We start from the raw sequence: 14439 nt of genomic DNA, 5'->3' as shown, positions 1-14439 counted from the left end.
ATGAAGATCACCGCTCTGACCACCTATATCGTTCCGCCGCGCTGGCTGTTCCTCAAGATCGAGACCGATGCCGGCATCAGCGGCTGGGGCGAGCCGGTGGTCGAAGGCAAGGCGCTGACGGTCGAAGCGGCGGTCAAGGAACTGGCCGATTATCTGATCGGCAAGGATCCGCGTCTGATAGAGGATCATTGGACGGTGATGCATCGCGGCGGCTTCTATCGCGGCGGGCCGATCCTGATGAGCGCCATTGCCGGCATCGACCAGGCGCTGTGGGACATCAAGGGCAAGGCGCTTGGCGTGCCGGTGCATGAATTGCTCGGCGGCAGGCTGCGCGAGACGATCAAGGTCTATTCCTGGATCGGCGGCGACCGGCCGGCGGAAGTGGCGGCCGGCGCCAGGGATATGGTGGCGCGCGGCTTCCAGGCGCTCAAGATGAACGGCACCGAGGAATTGCAGATCGTCGACAGTCACGACAAGATTGACGCGGCTATAGAGCGCGTCGCCATGGTACGCGAGGCGGTCGGCCCCAATATCGGCATCGCGGTCGATTTCCATGGCCGCGTGCACCGGCCGATGGCGCGCATCCTGGTCAAGGAGTTGGAGCCATACCGGCTGATGTTCATCGAAGAGCCGGTGCTCAGCGAAAACCGCGAGGCGCTGAAGGAGGTCGCCGCGCTCGGCTCGACGCCGATCGCGCTCGGCGAACGGCTCTACAGCCGATGGGACTTCAAGTCGGTGTTCGAGGAAGCGGTCGTCGACATCATCCAGCCGGATCTCTCGCATGCCGGCGGCATCACCGAATGCCGCAAGATCGCGGCGATGGCCGAAGCCTATGACGTGGCTGTGGCGCCGCACTGTCCGCTCGGGCCGATCGCGCTGGCCGCGTGCCTGCAGCTCGACGCCGTGAGCTACAATTGTTTCATCCAGGAGCAGAGTCTCGGCATCCACTACAATGCCGGCAACGACCTGCTCGACTATGCCGCCAACAAGGACGTGTTCCGCTACCAGGACGGCTATGTCGCCATTCCCGATGGCCCGGGCCTGGGCGTCGAGATCGATGAAGACTATGTGAAGGAGCGCGCCCGCGAAGGACACCGCTGGCGCAACCCGGTCTGGCGCCACAGGGACGGCTCATTCGCCGAGTGGTAAGCATACGCCGGGCGGTAAGCTGGCGAAGATTGCCCGACGCAATGGCCTATAACGCTGCCGGAAGCGGTTGGATCGCCGCAAGGCCAGCTTCGGTCAGCGCGTAGACACCGCGCTCGGCCCTGGCGAACCAGCCATAGTAATTGTGCAAAAGGATGCTGGCGGCGCGCGGCGAAAAGGCCTTGAGATCGCGCGGCCGCTTCGGACCGTCGGCCAAGGCGGCGGCGCAGGCCAGCGCCTCCTGGCGATAAGCGGTCATGATCGGCTTGTTGCGCGTGCTGCCGCCGATGGACGGATCGCCTTTGCGGCGGTGATGCTCCTCGACCAGCCGTGAGCGCCGCCTGGGATCTCGGCGCGGCGGCAAGGCGGCGGGACTGAGCAGCAGCTCCACCTCGCCTTTCTTGCCGACACCCAACAGGCCGAAGCCGAGGCGGCGGCAGAGCGCGCGGAAGCGACGGTCGTGCTCGCGGCCCTTGCCGCGCGCCGACATCAAAGCAGCCAGCCAGACCTCGTCACAGGCCGCCGCGCGGTCGACGGCTTGCAGGACGAGCTCGAGGTTGAATTGCAGCTTCAGCTCGCAGATGACGACGACATCCGGCTCGCCCGCGCGCACGCCGACCACGTCGCAGCCGCCGATCTCGCCCTTGACGGCGAAATCCATGCTCTCGAGGAACCGCTTCACCGGCTCGTAGAGGGAAGTCTCCTGCATGCGACATGTCATAGCCGATTCGCAGCGGTCTGGTCGCGCGGCGCGGCACCGTTTGCAGCGCCAGCTTTCAGGGGCGATGCAGGTAATTCTCGATCGACTGGGCCTTCATCTCGATCGAGAAGCCGGGGGCGCCTGGCGGCATATAGGCGGCGTTGCGGATCACGCAGGGTTCCAGGAAATGTTCGTGCAGATGGTCGACATATTCGATGACCCGCCCGTCCTTGCTGCCTGACACAGCGACATAGTCGATCATCGACAGATGCTGGACATATTCGCATAAGCCGACGCCGCCGGCATGCGGCCAGACCGGCAGGCCGAATTTGGCGGCGATCAGAAGCACCGCCAGAACCTCGTTCAGGCCGCCCATGCGGCAGGAATCGATCTGCACAATGTCGATCGCGTCGCCGGCGATGAACTGCTTGAACATGATACGGTTCTGGCACATCTCGCCGGTCGCGACCTTGATCGGAGCGATAGCCTTGCGGATCTTCGCGTGGCCGGCGATGTCGTCGGGACTGGTCGGCTCCTCGATGAAGAAGGGCTTGGCGAAGGCGAGGTCCTTGAGCCAGTCGATCGCCTGGTCGACCTCCCAGACCTGGTTGGCGTCGATCATCAGGTAACGGTCTGGGCCGATCACCTCGCGAGCAATCCCGAGGCGGCGGATGTCGTCGGCGCGGTCGCGGCCGACCTTCAGCTTGATGTGGTTGAACCCATCGTCGACTGCTTCCTGGCAGAGGCGCCTGAGCTTGTCGTCCGGATAGCCGAGCCAGCCGGCCGAGGTGGTGTAGCAGGCATAGCCTTCGCGCTCGAGCGTGGCGATGCGCTCGGCCTTGCCGGCCTGGGCCTTCTTCAAAATCTCCAGCGCCTCGGCCGGCGTGATGGCGTCGGTGATATAGCGAAAGTCGACGAGGCGCACGATCTCTTCCGGGCTCATCTCGGCGACCAGGCGCCAGACCGGCTTGCCGGCTTCGTTGGCCCAGAGATCCCAGACCGCGTTGACCACGGCGCCGACCGCGAGATGGATGGCGCCCTTGTCCGGCCCGATCCAGCGCAGCTGGCTGTCGCCGGTCACGTGATGCCAGAAGCGGCCGGGGTCCTCTTTCACCCAGTCGAGATCGAGCCCGACGACGAGATGGCGCAGCGCTTCGATCGCTGCGCAGCAGATCTCGTTGCCGCGGCCGATGGTGAAGGTGAGTCCATGGCCTTTCAGCGACGGGACATCGGTGTCGAGAATGACATAGGCGGCCGAGTAATCCGGGTCCGGATTCATCGCGTCCGAGCCGTCGAGGCTTTGCGATGTCGGGAAGCGGAGATCAAAGGTTCTGAGGTCCGTGATTTTCGTCATTGCTGCCTCGTACTGGCCCGCCTCGTCGTTGGATCGCCGCCGTCGCTCAACCTGGCTGCCGAAACGGCCTCAGATCGACCAGCCGCCGTCGATGTTATAGGCCTGCCCGGTCGTATAGGTGGCGCCGGCGAGATAGACTGCAAGGTCGGCGATCTCCTCCGGCGTGCCGATCCTGCCCATCGGCTGGCGGGAGATGAAGGCCGCGCGCGCCGCCTCATAGTCGCCCTGCGCCTGCATGCGGCCCTGAAGCGAGGGGCTTTCGACGGTGCCAGGGCAGATGGCGTTGCAGCGGATTCCTTTAGCGACGTAGTCGGCGGCAATCGATTTTGTCAGGCCGATCACGGCCGCCTTGGTCACGCCATAGGCGAAGCGGTTCGGCACGCCCTTCGGGGCGCCCGCAACCGATGCCATGTTGATGATCGAACCGTCGCCGCGCTCCAACATGCCGGGCAGCACGGCGCGGATGGTGCGGATCATGGCGCGCACATTGAGGTTGAAGGCAAAGTCGAGATCCTCATCCTTCATCTCCAGGATCGAGCCGGCATGGACGAAGCCGGCGCAGTTGAACAGCACGTCGACTTGGCCGATTTCGGCGAAGGCCGCCTTCACCGCGTCCTCGTTCAGCACATCGAGTTTTCGCGTCGTAATACCGGGCGTCTTGCTGAGTTCGGCCAGGGCCGTCTCGTTGATATCGGTGGCGTGGACGATGGCGCCGGCTTTGGCGAAAGCCAGCGCGCTTGCCCGTCCGATGCCCTGCGCGGCCGCCGTGACCACCACGACCTTGCCAGTGATATCCGCCATGTTTTTGTCTCCGTGTTCAGCCGGGCCGTCGCTCGACGATATAGATGTGATCCGCCGCCAGCACGACCTCGTCGCGCTGGTTTAAAACCTCGACGCGCTCGATGACGCGTCCCGCGTTTGGCCGTTTCGGGTCGTCTTCCTTGGCGGCGATGGTGGTGCGCGTGCGGATCGTGTCGCCGATGAAGACCGGCTTGATGAAGCGCAGCCGGTCGTAGCCATAGGAGAAGGCGACGGGATTGACGACGCTCGCCGTCATCCCGACGCCGACCGAGAAGACCAGCGTGCCATGCGCGATGCGCTGGCCGAAGGGCGTGGTCTTCATGAACTCGGCATCCATGTGATGCGGGAAAAAATCGCCGGTGTGGCCGGCATGGACGACGAAGTCCGTCTCCGTGATGGTGCGGCCGCTGGTGAGGCGCGACGAGCCGATCTCGTAGTCCTCGAAATAGGTGGTCTGTTCCATGTCCGGCCTTACGGCTTTGCGGCCAGCGGCGTCGCCGGCGCGGCACTCGATTTATAGGCGGCCTCGACCAGCGCCATGGTGTGCCAGGCATCCTCGACGGAGCTCACCAGTTCGGCGTCTTCCCCGGACGCGAAGCGCTGGACATTGGCCATGCGGCCGACGAAGGCATCGGGGAACCATTCGCCGGCGAGCGGCACGGCGACCCAGTCCGACCCGCCTTTCGGATAGATTTCCAGGATGTCCGGCTCCCCGCGCGGATAGTCGAGGTTCAGACCGAGCTTGACATAGGCCGCGCCCTCGGTGCCGCAGATGCGGAACTCGCAGGCCTGGTAGCGGCGCCCGAATTTATGGTCGTGGTTGATCGAGAGCGCGCAGCGCACCGTGTCGCCATAGTCGAGGATGGCGCTGGTGCGGGTCTGCGCGACCTTGTGATTGGGATGGCCAAGCGTCTTGGCATGCACGCCCAGCGGATTGCCGAGAAGCTGGCGGATCAGGTCGAGATAATGGATCGAATGCATGGCGATCTCGACGCGCGGCGCCTTGAGCAGGAATTCCCAGAGCTGCCAGGGCGTGTCTAGCGCGAGCAGCGCGTCGAAATCCACCACCTCGCCCAGCCAGCCCTTGGCGATCGCGTCCTTCAGCGCCAGCATCATCGGCGCGAAACGGAGCTGGAAATTGACCGCCGCCTTGAGCTGCTTGGCGCGGCAGATTTCGAGGATTTCCGTCGCTTCGCCGAGATAATTGCCCATCGGCTTCTGGATCAGCACCACCGCGCCATCGGGCAAAGCCTTCAGCACCTCGGCATGCCGGCCTGGCGGCGTCGCCAGATCGAAGATTGCGTCCTTGACGGCCGCAGCCTCCTCGACCGAACGGAATGCCGTCACGCCCCATGTCTCGGCGAGTTTTTGCGCCTTGGCCTGGTCCGGATCGTAGAGGCCGGAAATCGGGAACCCGGCTTTACGGAAGGCGGGAAAATGCGCGTCGCCGACGATCGAGCCGGCGCCGAACGTCACGATCGGGCGCGGTTTTAAAGGCTTCGGCCAGGACTGCGCCAGCGATGCCGGATCGAAGGCATCAGTCATAATGGAAGACCTCGTCCATCGGCGCCCACCATTCGCCTTCCTTTCGGGTCTCCAGCGGCTCTTGGCACGGCATGCAAACGGACCACCATTCCTGCGTCTTCGGGTCGGCCGCCATCTTGGCCATGTCGGCGGCGTAGTCGGTGCCGTGATATTCGAAATAGGAGAAAAGCAGGTTCTCCGGCCGCTTCAGGTAGATCGAATAGTTCTTGATGTTGCAGGCCGAAATCATGGTCAGCACGTCCGGCCAGACGGCAGCGTGAAGGCGGACATATTCCGCGACCTTCTCAGGCTTCAAGCCCAGCACCATTCCCATGCGCTGCATCATCCGTCTCCCTATTTCACGATCGCCGTGGTGAACTCGGCGATGCTCTTTGCCTTCACTGCGTCCCAGTCCCAGTCGATGCCGATGCCGGGCTCGCTGGGCGCCAGCGCATGGCCATTCTCGATGCGCATCTTGGCGCCCGTCAACTCGTCGAGCTGCGGAATATATTCGACATATTTGCCGTTCTGGATGGCGCAGACCAGGCTGACATGCAACTCCATCAGGAAATGCGGGCAGACCGGCATGTCGAAGGCCTCCGCGGCGTGGGCGACTTTCAGCCAAGGGGTAATGCCGCCGATGCGGCCGACGTCAACCTGGACGATGTTGCAGCCGCCTTTCTGCATGTACTCGCGAAAATGCCTTATCGAATAGAGCGACTCGCCGACGGCGATCGGCGTCGCGGTCGAGTTCGACAGCCGCACATGGCCGTCGATGTCGTCGGCCGGCAGCGGCTCCTCGATCCAGGCGAGATCGAGCTCGCGCAGCCGCTCGGCGCGGCGGACCGCCTCGTCGACGGAAAAGCCCTGATTGCAGTCGGTCATGATCTCGTAGCCGTCGCCGACCGCCTTGCGCACCGCCGACAGCCGCGCGACGTCCTCCGAACCGTGCGGCTTGCCGATCTTAACCTTCGAGCCAGTGAAGCCCTTGGCCTTCGCTTCCAGTGCATCGTCGACCAGTGCCTGCGTTTCGATATGCAGCCAGCCGCCCTCTGTCGTGTAGAGCGGGCAGCGGTCCTTGGCGCCGCCGGCGAGCTTCCAGAGCGGCAGGTTCTGCTTCCTGGCGCGCAAGTCCCACAGCGCGGTGTCGATCGCGGCCAGCGCAATCGCGGTGATGGCGCCGATGGTGGTGGCGTGGGTGGCGAATTCAAGCTCGTGCCAGATCGCCTCGATCTGGTCGGCGTCGCGGCCGATCAGGCGCGGCGCAAGATGGTCGGCCAGAAGCCGCATCACCGATGAACCGCCGGTGCCGATCGTATAGCTGTAGCCGGTGCCCGATGCGCCGTCGGCATCGGTGATGGTGACGATCGGCGTTTCCTGGCTGACGAAGCTCTGGATGGCGTCCGTGCGCTTCACCTTCGGCACGAGGTCGACCATGCGCAGTTCGATTTTCTCGATTCTCGCCATGCTCAGCTCCTCAGCGATTTGCCGGTTTCGGCGGAGAACAGATGCGCGCGGCTGAGATCAAAGCTCATGCCGATCCTGTCGCCGGCTTTCAGCGGCTTCGGATTGAGCATGCGCGAGACCCAGTCGGTGCCGTTGAACTCGGCGAAGACCAGTGTCTCGTTGCCGAGCGGCTCGGTGATGCTGACCGGCAGCTCGGCGCGGTGGACTTCTGTTTCGCCGCCGGAGCTCAGGCCGTGGCCAGTCGGGTAGAAATCATCGGGACGGATACCGAACACGACCCTGTCGCCGGCAGCCGTCTTCGACTTGAACTGTCCGGGCAGAGGCAGGCTGTCGCCGCCGCTGAACATCAGCCTGCCATCGCTCACCGTCGCTTCGTGCAGGTTCATCGGCGGCGAGCCGATGAAGCCGGCAACGAAGCGGATGGCGGGCCGGCTGAACACCTCGTCCGGCGTGCCGACCTGCTCGATATGGCCCGAGCGCATGATGACGATGCGGTCGGCCAGCGTCATCGCCTCGACCTGGTCGTGGGTGACGTAGATGACCGTCGACTTGACCTTGGCGTGCAGCTTTTTAATCTCGGTGCGCATCTGCGTGCGCAGCTTGGCGTCGAGGTTGGAGAGCGGCTCGTCGAACAGGAAGACATCCGGGTCGCGCACGATGGCGCGGCCCATGGCGACGCGCTGGCGCTGGCCGCCGGAGAGCTGCGAGGGGCGGCGCTCCAGCAGTTCGTCGAGGCCGAGGATGGCGGAAGCTTCGGCAACGCGCCGGTCCATGTGGTCCTTGGCCGCACCCGCGATCTTCAAGGAGAAGCCGAGATTCTCGCGCACCGTCATATGCGGATAGAGCGCGTAGGACTGGAACACCATCGAGATGTTGCGCGAGCGCGGCGGCAGGTCGTTGACCATGCGCCCGCCGATGTCGATGGTGCCGCCGCTGATATCCTCGAGGCCGGCGATCATGCGCAACGTCGTCGATTTGCCGCAGCCGGACGGGCCGACCAGCGCGATGAATTCGCGGTCGGCGATCTCGAGATCGATGCCGTGCACGATCTCCATGTTGCCGTAGCGCTTGGTGAGCTTTTTCAGCGAAACCGTTGCCATGCAGTTCAACCTTTCACCGCGCCGGAGGTGAGACCGTCGACGAGGTGTTTCTGGACGATGTAGGTGAGGGTCAACGCCGGGATGATCATCACCACGGCCAGCGCGCACATGCCGCGCCAGTCGATGGTGAACTCGGCCGTATAGTCGAGCAGCCCGACCGGGAGCGTCTTGGAATTGACCGAGCGGGTGAGCTGCGAGGCCAAAGCGAACTCGTTCCAGCAGGTGAGGAAGGCGAAGATAGCGGCCGAGGCGATGCCCGGGCGCGCCAGCGGGAATTCGACCTGCCAGAACGCCTGCCAGCGCGTGCAGCCGTCGATCTGGGCTGCTTCGGCAAGGTCCTTCGGCACCTGGCGGAAGAAGCCGTCGATCAGCCAGATCGTGAACGGCACGTTAAGCGCGACATAAGCGAGGATCATGCCGATATGGGTGTCGATGATGCCCAGCCGTACATAGAGGAAAAACAAGGGCAGCGAGAGCGCGATACCGGGCACGGTGCGCGTCAGCATCAGGCCGAGGAACATGCCCGACTTGCCTCGGAAGCGGTAGCGCGCGAAGGCGTAGCCGCCGGCCATGCCGATGGCCACCGCGATCACCGTCGAGGTGACGGAGATGATCAGCGAATTGCGGAAATAGTCGAGCACCGGGATGCCGCCTTTGCCGATGCCGCTGAACATGGCGATATAGGCTTCGACGGAGAGCTGCTGCGGGATCCAGACCGGCGGCTTGGCCATGATCTCGACCGTGGGCCTGAGCGACGACAGCACGATCCATATGCCCGGGAGACAGATGACCAGCATAGCGAGGAAGAGACCGACACGATGCGCGACGGTGAGCGCGCGGCGCGTGAGGCGGGCGGAGGCGTTCTCGTCCATCCTCACCACTCCGCGCCGATTTGCGCGCGCGCCGCGGCGAGCTTGTTGTAGAAATAGACGGTGAAGGCGATGGACAGCAGGATCGAGAAATAGGCCATGGCGTTGGCGAGGCCCATGCGCGCGTCGCTGTAGGCGGTGCGCCCGACCAGCGTCCACAACAGCTCCGTGCGGCCGGCCGGGCCGCCATCGGTCATGATCTTGACGATGTCATAGGCGCGCGCGACGTCGAGCGAGCGGATCGTCATGGCGATGTAGGCGAAGGGCATGACGAAGGGCCAGGTGACATAGCGGAAAGTCTGCCAGGGCGTGCAGCCATCGACCCGCGCCGCCTCGATCGGTTCCTTGGGCATGGCGAGCAGGCCGGCCAGGATCAGAATCGCGAAGATCGAGGTCGACGACCAGATCTCGGCGATGGCGATGGCGATGAAGGCGAGATGGCCTTCGATCAGCCACGGGATGGCGTCCTCAGTGATGCCCAACGACTGCAGTGCGTTGTTCACCAAGCCGATATTGTCGTTGAACATGAATTTGAACTGGAAGCCGACCAGGATCGGCGAGAACATCATCGGGAACATCATCAGCGTGCGCAGGATGCGCTGGCCGCGCGTCGCCTTCTCGACCAGCATGGCCAGGCCGAGGCCAAGCAGCATTTCGAGGTTCAGTGCGATGGTGAGCAGCAGAACGGTGCGGCCGAAGGCCCACCAGAAATCCGCATTGGACAGGATCGACAGATAGTTCCGGAAACCGACGAAGACGAAGAAGGTCTCGGGCCGCGTCAGGCGGAACGGCGTGAAGCTGGAATAGAGCGACAGGATCAACGGCAGCACCACCACCGCCGCCAGCACGACGATGGCCGGGAGCAGCAGCAGGAACGGCGCGGATGGCTTGAAGCCCTTCATCGGGACCCTGTGAAAGAAACGACTGAGCCAGCCCCGGCCAAAGCCTGGGGTGAGATTTGAGCAGCCGCAAAGGCTGCAGCCTCCCCGGTTTGCCGGGGAGGCGATTTGCGAGCGCGATGCCTAGAGCTTGCCGGCGTCCTGAAGGATCTGCGTCGCCTTGGCCGCCGCCTCGTCCAAGGCCTGCTTGGACGTCTTGTCGCCAAGGATCGCCGCCTGCAGTTCGGGGTAGACGGCGTTGGAGATCTCGATCCACTCAGGCGTCTGCGGCACGGCGAAGGCGTGCTTGGCTTCCTCCTGGAAGGCGGCGAGGACCTCCTTCTTGTACGGATCGTTCTCAGCCTGCTTAAGGTCCCAGTCCCAAACCGCTGTGCGGGTCGGCAGCGGTCCGGCGGCGGCTTCGAGCTTCTGGCTGTCCTCATTGGTCAGCCACCATACCAGCGAAGCCGCGGCTTCCTTGTTCGGGCAGTTCTCGGTCACCGAGAAGCCATGGAAACCCGACCAGCCGGTCCGCTTGCCGGAAGATCCCTTGGGCGCGACCTTCACGCCGACATTGCCGGCGACCTTCGAGGACTTCGGGTCGTTGAAGAAACCGGCCCAGCCAGGCCAGTCGAGGTTGATCGCCACGGTGCCCGAGGCGAAGCCCTGGCCGAGATCGTCCCACAGATAGTTCGTGGTGCCGGCAGGCACGGCCTTGGCCTTATAGAGGTTGACGAACCAGTCGAGCGCCCGGATGCCGGCCTCGGAGTTGAAGACGGGCTTGCCGTCCTTGTCGAGATATTCGCCGCCCTCGGCGACCACCATCTCGTAGAAACGGCCGTTGATCGCCTCTTCCTTGCCGGCGAACTGGGTGCCGTAAAAATTGGGCGGGTTGGCGAAGAACTCGGCCTGGTCGGTGACTTCCTTCCAGGTGTCCGGCGGCGCAAGGTCATAGCCGTATTTGGCCTTGAACTTGGCCTTGTTGTCAGCGTTCCCGTAGAGGCTCTTCTGGTAGTAGAGCGCCGAGACGTCGAACTGCGCGCGCGGCAGCATTTCCAGCTTGCCGTCGATGGTCGCGGCCTTGATCGTCGATGGCACGAAAGCGTCGATCTCTTCCTTCGGCAGCAGCTTGCTGAGATCGGTGTAAAGATCGGTATATTGCGGCGCGAAGGACGAATGGTTCCAGCCGACGCACCAGTTGGTGCTGCCCGAGGCGATGTCGGACTTCAGTTCCTTATCGATATCGAAGCCGTTCTTCTTGGTCAGGATGTTGACCTTGGCGCCGGTCGCCTTCTCCCATTCGGGGATGCGCTCGTAGAGCTTTTCATATTGCTGGCCGCCGATCAGCTTCACGTCGATCGTCACGCCCGGAAATTTGCCGGGCAGATCGGCCGAAAACGCGGTGCCGCTCAGCAGCAGGCCAGCCAGGCCGGCGGAAATGCGTAGAACCAGTCTCGTCATGTTCTCCTCCCATGGGCTTGCAGCGACGGTCCGCCGAGTGCGCGACCGATCGCTTAAGCTTCATTCATATGCAAATAGCATTTTCATTCCCGGGTCAAGGCGATTGTGCTTCCCGCCGAGTGAAGTTCATGCATATATGCAGATCGAAATTCACTGGAGGGGCAGGTGGCAGAGGAAGAAGATGGGGACCGCTACCGCGCGCCGGCGCTGGACAAGGGGCTGGACATTCTCGAGCTCTTGTCCAGTGTGGACGGGGGGCTGACGCAGGCGGAGATCGCCAAGCGGCTCGACCGCAGCCCGAACGAGTTTTACCGCATGCTCGACCGCCTGGTGCGGCGCGGCTATGTCACCAAGATCGACGGCGACCGCTATTCGCTGACGCTCAAGCTTTTCGGCCTCGCGCAGTTGCACGCGCCGGTGCGGCGTCTCGTGTCTTATGCGACGCCGATCATGCGGGAACTGGCCGAGACGTCATGGCAGGCCAACCAGTTGGTGGTGTTCGACCGCGGCGCCGCCGTGGTCATCGCCCAGCAGGAAGCGCCGCGCTACTGGGGCATCTCGATCCGCGTCGGCTCGCATATCAGCCTGTTCGACACCGGCTCCGGCCATGTGCTGCTTGCCTTCCGCTCGCCCGAAGAGCGCAAGATGATGATCGCCGAGCATCTGCAGAGCACCGAACAGCTCAACCTGACGCCGGAATTCTTCGCCCGCCTCGACCAGGTGCGCGACCGCGGCTACGAGATGATGGCCTCGCTGCAGACCGCCGGCGTCTATAATCTTTCGACGCCGGTGCTGGGCCCCGACGGCAGGGCCATCGCGGCGCTGACCATCCCTTACATCACGCTCGTCAACGCCCCCACGGCGCCCGATATCACGCTGACGATTCGGCATCTGCAGGGTGCTGCCGCCAGGCTCTCGCAGCTTGCCGGGTCCGATGTGCCGCAATCGTCGTAATTTCTTATTTGAATAATGGATTTTTCGGCGAGATAGTTGCCGAACGCAGGGAGGATACGCCGTCATGATCATCGACACGCATCTGCATCTGATCGACCAGAGCGCGCTCCGCTATCCGTGGCTGGCCGGCGTGCCGGCGCTGAATCGCGATTTCTCCTATGACGAATACGCCGCCGATGCGCGACGCTCAGGCGTCGAAGGCGTCCTGCATATGGAGGTCGATGTCGATCCGGCCGACATCGTTGCCGAGACCGCTTATGTGAAGTCGGTCGCCGGCCGGGCCGGGAGCCTGCTTCGTGGAGCGATCGCCGCCTGCCGGCCGGAGGAGGCCGGCTTCGAGGCCTATCTGGAAACCGTCAAGGCTGACCCTTTCGTCAAGGGCTTCCGCCGCGTGCTGCATGTCGTGCCCGACGACCTGTCGGAAGGGGCGCTGTTTCGCCAGAACATCAAGCGGCTGGCCGGCACCGGCCTGACCTTCGACCTGGTGGTGCTGCCACATCAGATCCCGAAGGCGATGGCGCTCGCCGATCTCGCCCCCGACGTCCAGTTCGTCCTCGATCATTGCGGCGTGCCTGACATCAAGGGTAATGCCGAGCATCCGTGGCGCGAGCATATGGAGGCGATCGCCAAGCGTCCTAATGTCGTCGGCAAAATCTCCGGCGTCGTCGCCTATGCAGACCCGGCGATTTGGACGGTCGATACGCTCCGGCCCTATGTCGAGCACACGATCCGTTGCTTCGGCTGGGATCGGGTGATCTGGGGCAGCGACTGGCCGGTCTGCACGCTGGGCGGCGGGCTGACGACATGGATTGCCGCCACGCACGCGCTGCTTGCCGGCACGAGCGACTCGGAGCGGACACGGCTGCTCTCCGGCAATGCGCGACGGCTCTGGCGGCTTGGATAATCACCCGATTTATATCGTGTCCGGACGTGGCGCTCGCGGCCGTAAAGCGACACCAGCAGCAGGATGACTAGCCGAGCGCGGCCTGGCAGTTGCGGCGAGTAGGCCGCGTATTAGGCTGGTCATTTTTTCCTCTCTTGGTGCAGTGGAACTAATCGGCGGCGGCCGGCGCGAAACTCTCCCGGAACAAGCGGTTGATGTCGGCGACGATGCGGCGGGCGTCCTGCCGGCCGGCAAGGCCTTCGTTGATGCGATCCGAGGCTTGCTGCTGAAACGCCATGTAGCCGTCATGGCGCGGGCGAATCCAGGCGCCCTCGAGCGTCGCGCGCGTAGCGCGATAGAAGTCGCCGGTCGCGGCATTGATGGCATCGTCCTCCCAGGCCGCGGCATGGCCGGGCTGGCCGCCGGCGGCAGCGTAGGGTCCGCGCTGCACCTCGCCGCTGGCGATCCAATAGGCGAAGTCGATCGCCGCCTCGGGCGCAGCGGAAAAAGCCGAGACGGCAATGCCGGTTCCGCCAAGCGCCGAGCCGACCGGGCCGTTGCAGCCGGCGACCGGCATGTCGGCGAAGGCAAGGCGGTGCGGCCGGAAACCTGCCACAGCATAAGGAACATAGCCGTAGATCAGCGGCGCGCAGGCGATGCGCGAGCCGGGCTCTGCCATCCTTTCGAACACCGCGATCGGATCCATCGTCAGGCATGCGGGATCGACAAGTGCTGCGATCTCACGCAGCATCTCGAAGGCGGTTTCGCCGGTCTCGCCTTCGACAAGGTCGGCCGAACCGTCGACTATGCATGGCCGGCCGAGATCGGCGGCCAAAGTGTAGAAGCACATAAGCGAATGTGGCGGCCGGAGCGGCAAGAGCACGCGGCCCTGCTCGGCAAGCGCCAGCACTTCGGTCCAGATCGCCGGAGCGGCTTCGATCAGATCCGGTCGCCAGGCCTGCACCTGGGTCGCGGCGTCGATCGGGAAAGCCCATTGCCGGCCCTGCCAGGCGTAGCTCGGATAGGATTTGCCGACGCTCCCCCTGACCAGCGCCTCGCGCTCCGCCTCGCGTCCCGGCACATCGAGCGGCGCCAGGCATTTCTCGGCTGTGATCTGGCCGACATGCGGATGGTCGATGACGATCAAATCATAGGCGCGGGCGAGTTCTTCCACCGGGAAGGACTCGAAATCCTGCAGCGAGCGCTTTTCCCATTCGATCGAAACCCCGGTCTTTTCCTTCCAGAGCGCCGAGCACGCCACCATCGGGTCATAGCCGCGCGGATGGCTCCAGGTCATGCCTT

At 64.1% G+C, this 14439-nt stretch carries 15 protein-coding genes; 3 read left to right on the top strand and 12 right to left on the bottom strand.

Going from position 1 to position 14439, the window contains the following annotated elements; translation table 11 throughout:
* The gene (gene dgoD / locus LB565_RS13310) at positions 1 to 1149 is read left to right on the top strand and encodes a galactonate dehydratase (protein ID WP_224584610.1); all 1149 of its coding nucleotides are present in this window, start codon (positions 1 to 3) and stop codon (positions 1147 to 1149) included.
* A 46-nt stretch (positions 1150 to 1195) separates the two neighbouring features.
* On the opposite strand, the gene LB565_RS13305 is transcribed toward dgoD, so the two are convergent.
* The 11 genes from LB565_RS13305 to LB565_RS13255 form a co-directional block, all read right to left on the bottom strand.
* Positions 1196 to 1855 carry a DUF2161 domain-containing phosphodiesterase gene (locus tag LB565_RS13305; RefSeq protein ID WP_224584608.1) on the bottom strand — a complete coding sequence of 220 codons (660 nt, stop codon included), beginning with the start codon at positions 1853 to 1855 and terminating at the stop codon, positions 1196 to 1198.
* Positions 1856 to 1922: 67 nt separating this feature from the next.
* Complete coding sequence (locus LB565_RS13300; RefSeq protein ID WP_224584606.1) at positions 1923 to 3200, bottom strand: L-fuconate dehydratase; 1278 nt, start codon at positions 3198 to 3200, stop codon at positions 1923 to 1925.
* 69 nt (positions 3201 to 3269) lie between these two features.
* Complete coding sequence (locus LB565_RS13295) at positions 3270 to 4001, bottom strand: SDR family oxidoreductase (RefSeq protein WP_224584604.1); 732 nt, start codon at positions 3999 to 4001, stop codon at positions 3270 to 3272.
* Positions 4002 to 4017: 16 nt separating this feature from the next.
* A complete protein-coding gene (locus tag LB565_RS13290) occupies positions 4018 to 4464 on the bottom strand; it encodes a MaoC/PaaZ C-terminal domain-containing protein (RefSeq protein ID WP_224584603.1) in 447 nt (148 codons plus the stop codon).
* A gap of 8 nt (positions 4465 to 4472) precedes the next feature.
* The gene (locus LB565_RS13285) at positions 4473 to 5546 is read right to left on the bottom strand and encodes a Gfo/Idh/MocA family protein (RefSeq protein ID WP_224584602.1); all 1074 of its coding nucleotides are present in this window, start codon (positions 5544 to 5546) and stop codon (positions 4473 to 4475) included.
* Positions 5539 to 5868, bottom strand: coding sequence for an L-rhamnose mutarotase (locus LB565_RS13280; RefSeq protein ID WP_224584601.1), 330 nt, complete (start codon positions 5866 to 5868; stop codon positions 5539 to 5541). The genes LB565_RS13285 and LB565_RS13280 overlap by 8 nt, the downstream gene beginning before the upstream one ends.
* Before the next feature lie 11 nt (positions 5869 to 5879).
* Positions 5880 to 6992 carry a mandelate racemase/muconate lactonizing enzyme family protein gene (locus LB565_RS13275; RefSeq protein WP_224584600.1) on the bottom strand — a complete coding sequence of 371 codons (1113 nt, stop codon included), beginning with the start codon at positions 6990 to 6992 and terminating at the stop codon, positions 5880 to 5882.
* A gap of 2 nt (positions 6993 to 6994) precedes the next feature.
* On the bottom strand, positions 6995 to 8092 hold the full coding sequence (locus LB565_RS13270) for an ABC transporter ATP-binding protein (protein WP_224584599.1): 1098 nt from the start codon (positions 8090 to 8092) through the stop codon (positions 6995 to 6997).
* A gap of 5 nt (positions 8093 to 8097) precedes the next feature.
* Positions 8098 to 8964 carry a carbohydrate ABC transporter permease gene (locus LB565_RS13265; protein WP_224584598.1) on the bottom strand — a complete coding sequence of 289 codons (867 nt, stop codon included), beginning with the start codon at positions 8962 to 8964 and terminating at the stop codon, positions 8098 to 8100.
* A gap of 2 nt (positions 8965 to 8966) precedes the next feature.
* A complete protein-coding gene (locus tag LB565_RS13260) occupies positions 8967 to 9863 on the bottom strand; it encodes a carbohydrate ABC transporter permease (RefSeq protein ID WP_224584597.1) in 897 nt (298 codons plus the stop codon).
* Between the two features lie 120 nt (positions 9864 to 9983).
* Positions 9984 to 11300, bottom strand: a complete 1317-nt coding sequence (locus LB565_RS13255) for an ABC transporter substrate-binding protein (RefSeq protein ID WP_224584595.1) — start codon at positions 11298 to 11300, stop codon at positions 9984 to 9986.
* Between the two features lie 165 nt (positions 11301 to 11465).
* Between LB565_RS13255 and LB565_RS13250 the strand changes: the two genes are divergently transcribed.
* On the top strand, positions 11466 to 12254 hold the full coding sequence (locus tag LB565_RS13250) for an IclR family transcriptional regulator (protein WP_140753774.1): 789 nt from the start codon (positions 11466 to 11468) through the stop codon (positions 12252 to 12254).
* Positions 12255 to 12318: 64 nt separating this feature from the next.
* Positions 12319 to 13158, top strand: coding sequence for an amidohydrolase family protein (locus LB565_RS13245; protein WP_224584593.1), 840 nt, complete (start codon positions 12319 to 12321; stop codon positions 13156 to 13158).
* Between the two features lie 148 nt (positions 13159 to 13306).
* Here the strand turns inward: LB565_RS13245 and LB565_RS13240 are convergent, their stop codons facing one another.
* Positions 13307 to 14434 carry an extracellular solute-binding protein gene (locus tag LB565_RS13240; protein WP_224584793.1) on the bottom strand — a complete coding sequence of 376 codons (1128 nt, stop codon included), beginning with the start codon at positions 14432 to 14434 and terminating at the stop codon, positions 13307 to 13309.
* Between the last annotated feature and the right edge of the window lie 5 nt (positions 14435 to 14439).

The organism is Mesorhizobium sp. CA14 (genome assembly GCF_020165195.1).
Lineage (GTDB): Bacteria > Pseudomonadota > Alphaproteobacteria > Rhizobiales > Rhizobiaceae > Mesorhizobium.
Note: the sequence above shows the minus strand (reverse complement) of the source record. Positions and strands in the feature narration are given on the sequence as shown.

Coding starts and splice junctions, on each gene's coding strand:
- dgoD (WP_224584610.1), top strand. CDS start 1: ATGAAGATCACCGCTCTGACCACCTATATCGTTCCGCCGCGCTGGCTG.
- LB565_RS13305 (WP_224584608.1), bottom strand. CDS start 1,855: ATGCAGGAGACTTCCCTCTACGAGCCGGTGAAGCGGTTCCTCGAGAGC.
- LB565_RS13245 (WP_224584593.1), top strand. CDS start 12,319: ATGATCATCGACACGCATCTGCATCTGATCGACCAGAGCGCGCTCCGC.
- LB565_RS13285 (WP_224584602.1), bottom strand. CDS start 5,546: ATGACTGATGCCTTCGATCCGGCATCGCTGGCGCAGTCCTGGCCGAAG.
- LB565_RS13275 (WP_224584600.1), bottom strand. CDS start 6,992: ATGGCGAGAATCGAGAAAATCGAACTGCGCATGGTCGACCTCGTGCCG.
- LB565_RS13240 (WP_224584793.1), bottom strand. CDS start 14,434: ATGACCTGGAGCCATCCGCGCGGCTATGACCCGATGGTGGCGTGCTCG.
- LB565_RS13260 (WP_224584597.1), bottom strand. CDS start 9,863: ATGAAGGGCTTCAAGCCATCCGCGCCGTTCCTGCTGCTGCTCCCGGCC.
- LB565_RS13295 (WP_224584604.1), bottom strand. CDS start 4,001: ATGGCGGATATCACTGGCAAGGTCGTGGTGGTCACGGCGGCCGCGCAG.
- LB565_RS13300 (WP_224584606.1), bottom strand. CDS start 3,200: ATGACGAAAATCACGGACCTCAGAACCTTTGATCTCCGCTTCCCGACA.
- LB565_RS13290 (WP_224584603.1), bottom strand. CDS start 4,464: ATGGAACAGACCACCTATTTCGAGGACTACGAGATCGGCTCGTCGCGC.
- LB565_RS13265 (WP_224584598.1), bottom strand. CDS start 8,964: ATGGACGAGAACGCCTCCGCCCGCCTCACGCGCCGCGCGCTCACCGTC.
- LB565_RS13270 (WP_224584599.1), bottom strand. CDS start 8,092: ATGGCAACGGTTTCGCTGAAAAAGCTCACCAAGCGCTACGGCAACATG.
- LB565_RS13280 (WP_224584601.1), bottom strand. CDS start 5,868: ATGCAGCGCATGGGAATGGTGCTGGGCTTGAAGCCTGAGAAGGTCGCG.
- LB565_RS13255 (WP_224584595.1), bottom strand. CDS start 11,300: ATGACGAGACTGGTTCTACGCATTTCCGCCGGCCTGGCTGGCCTGCTG.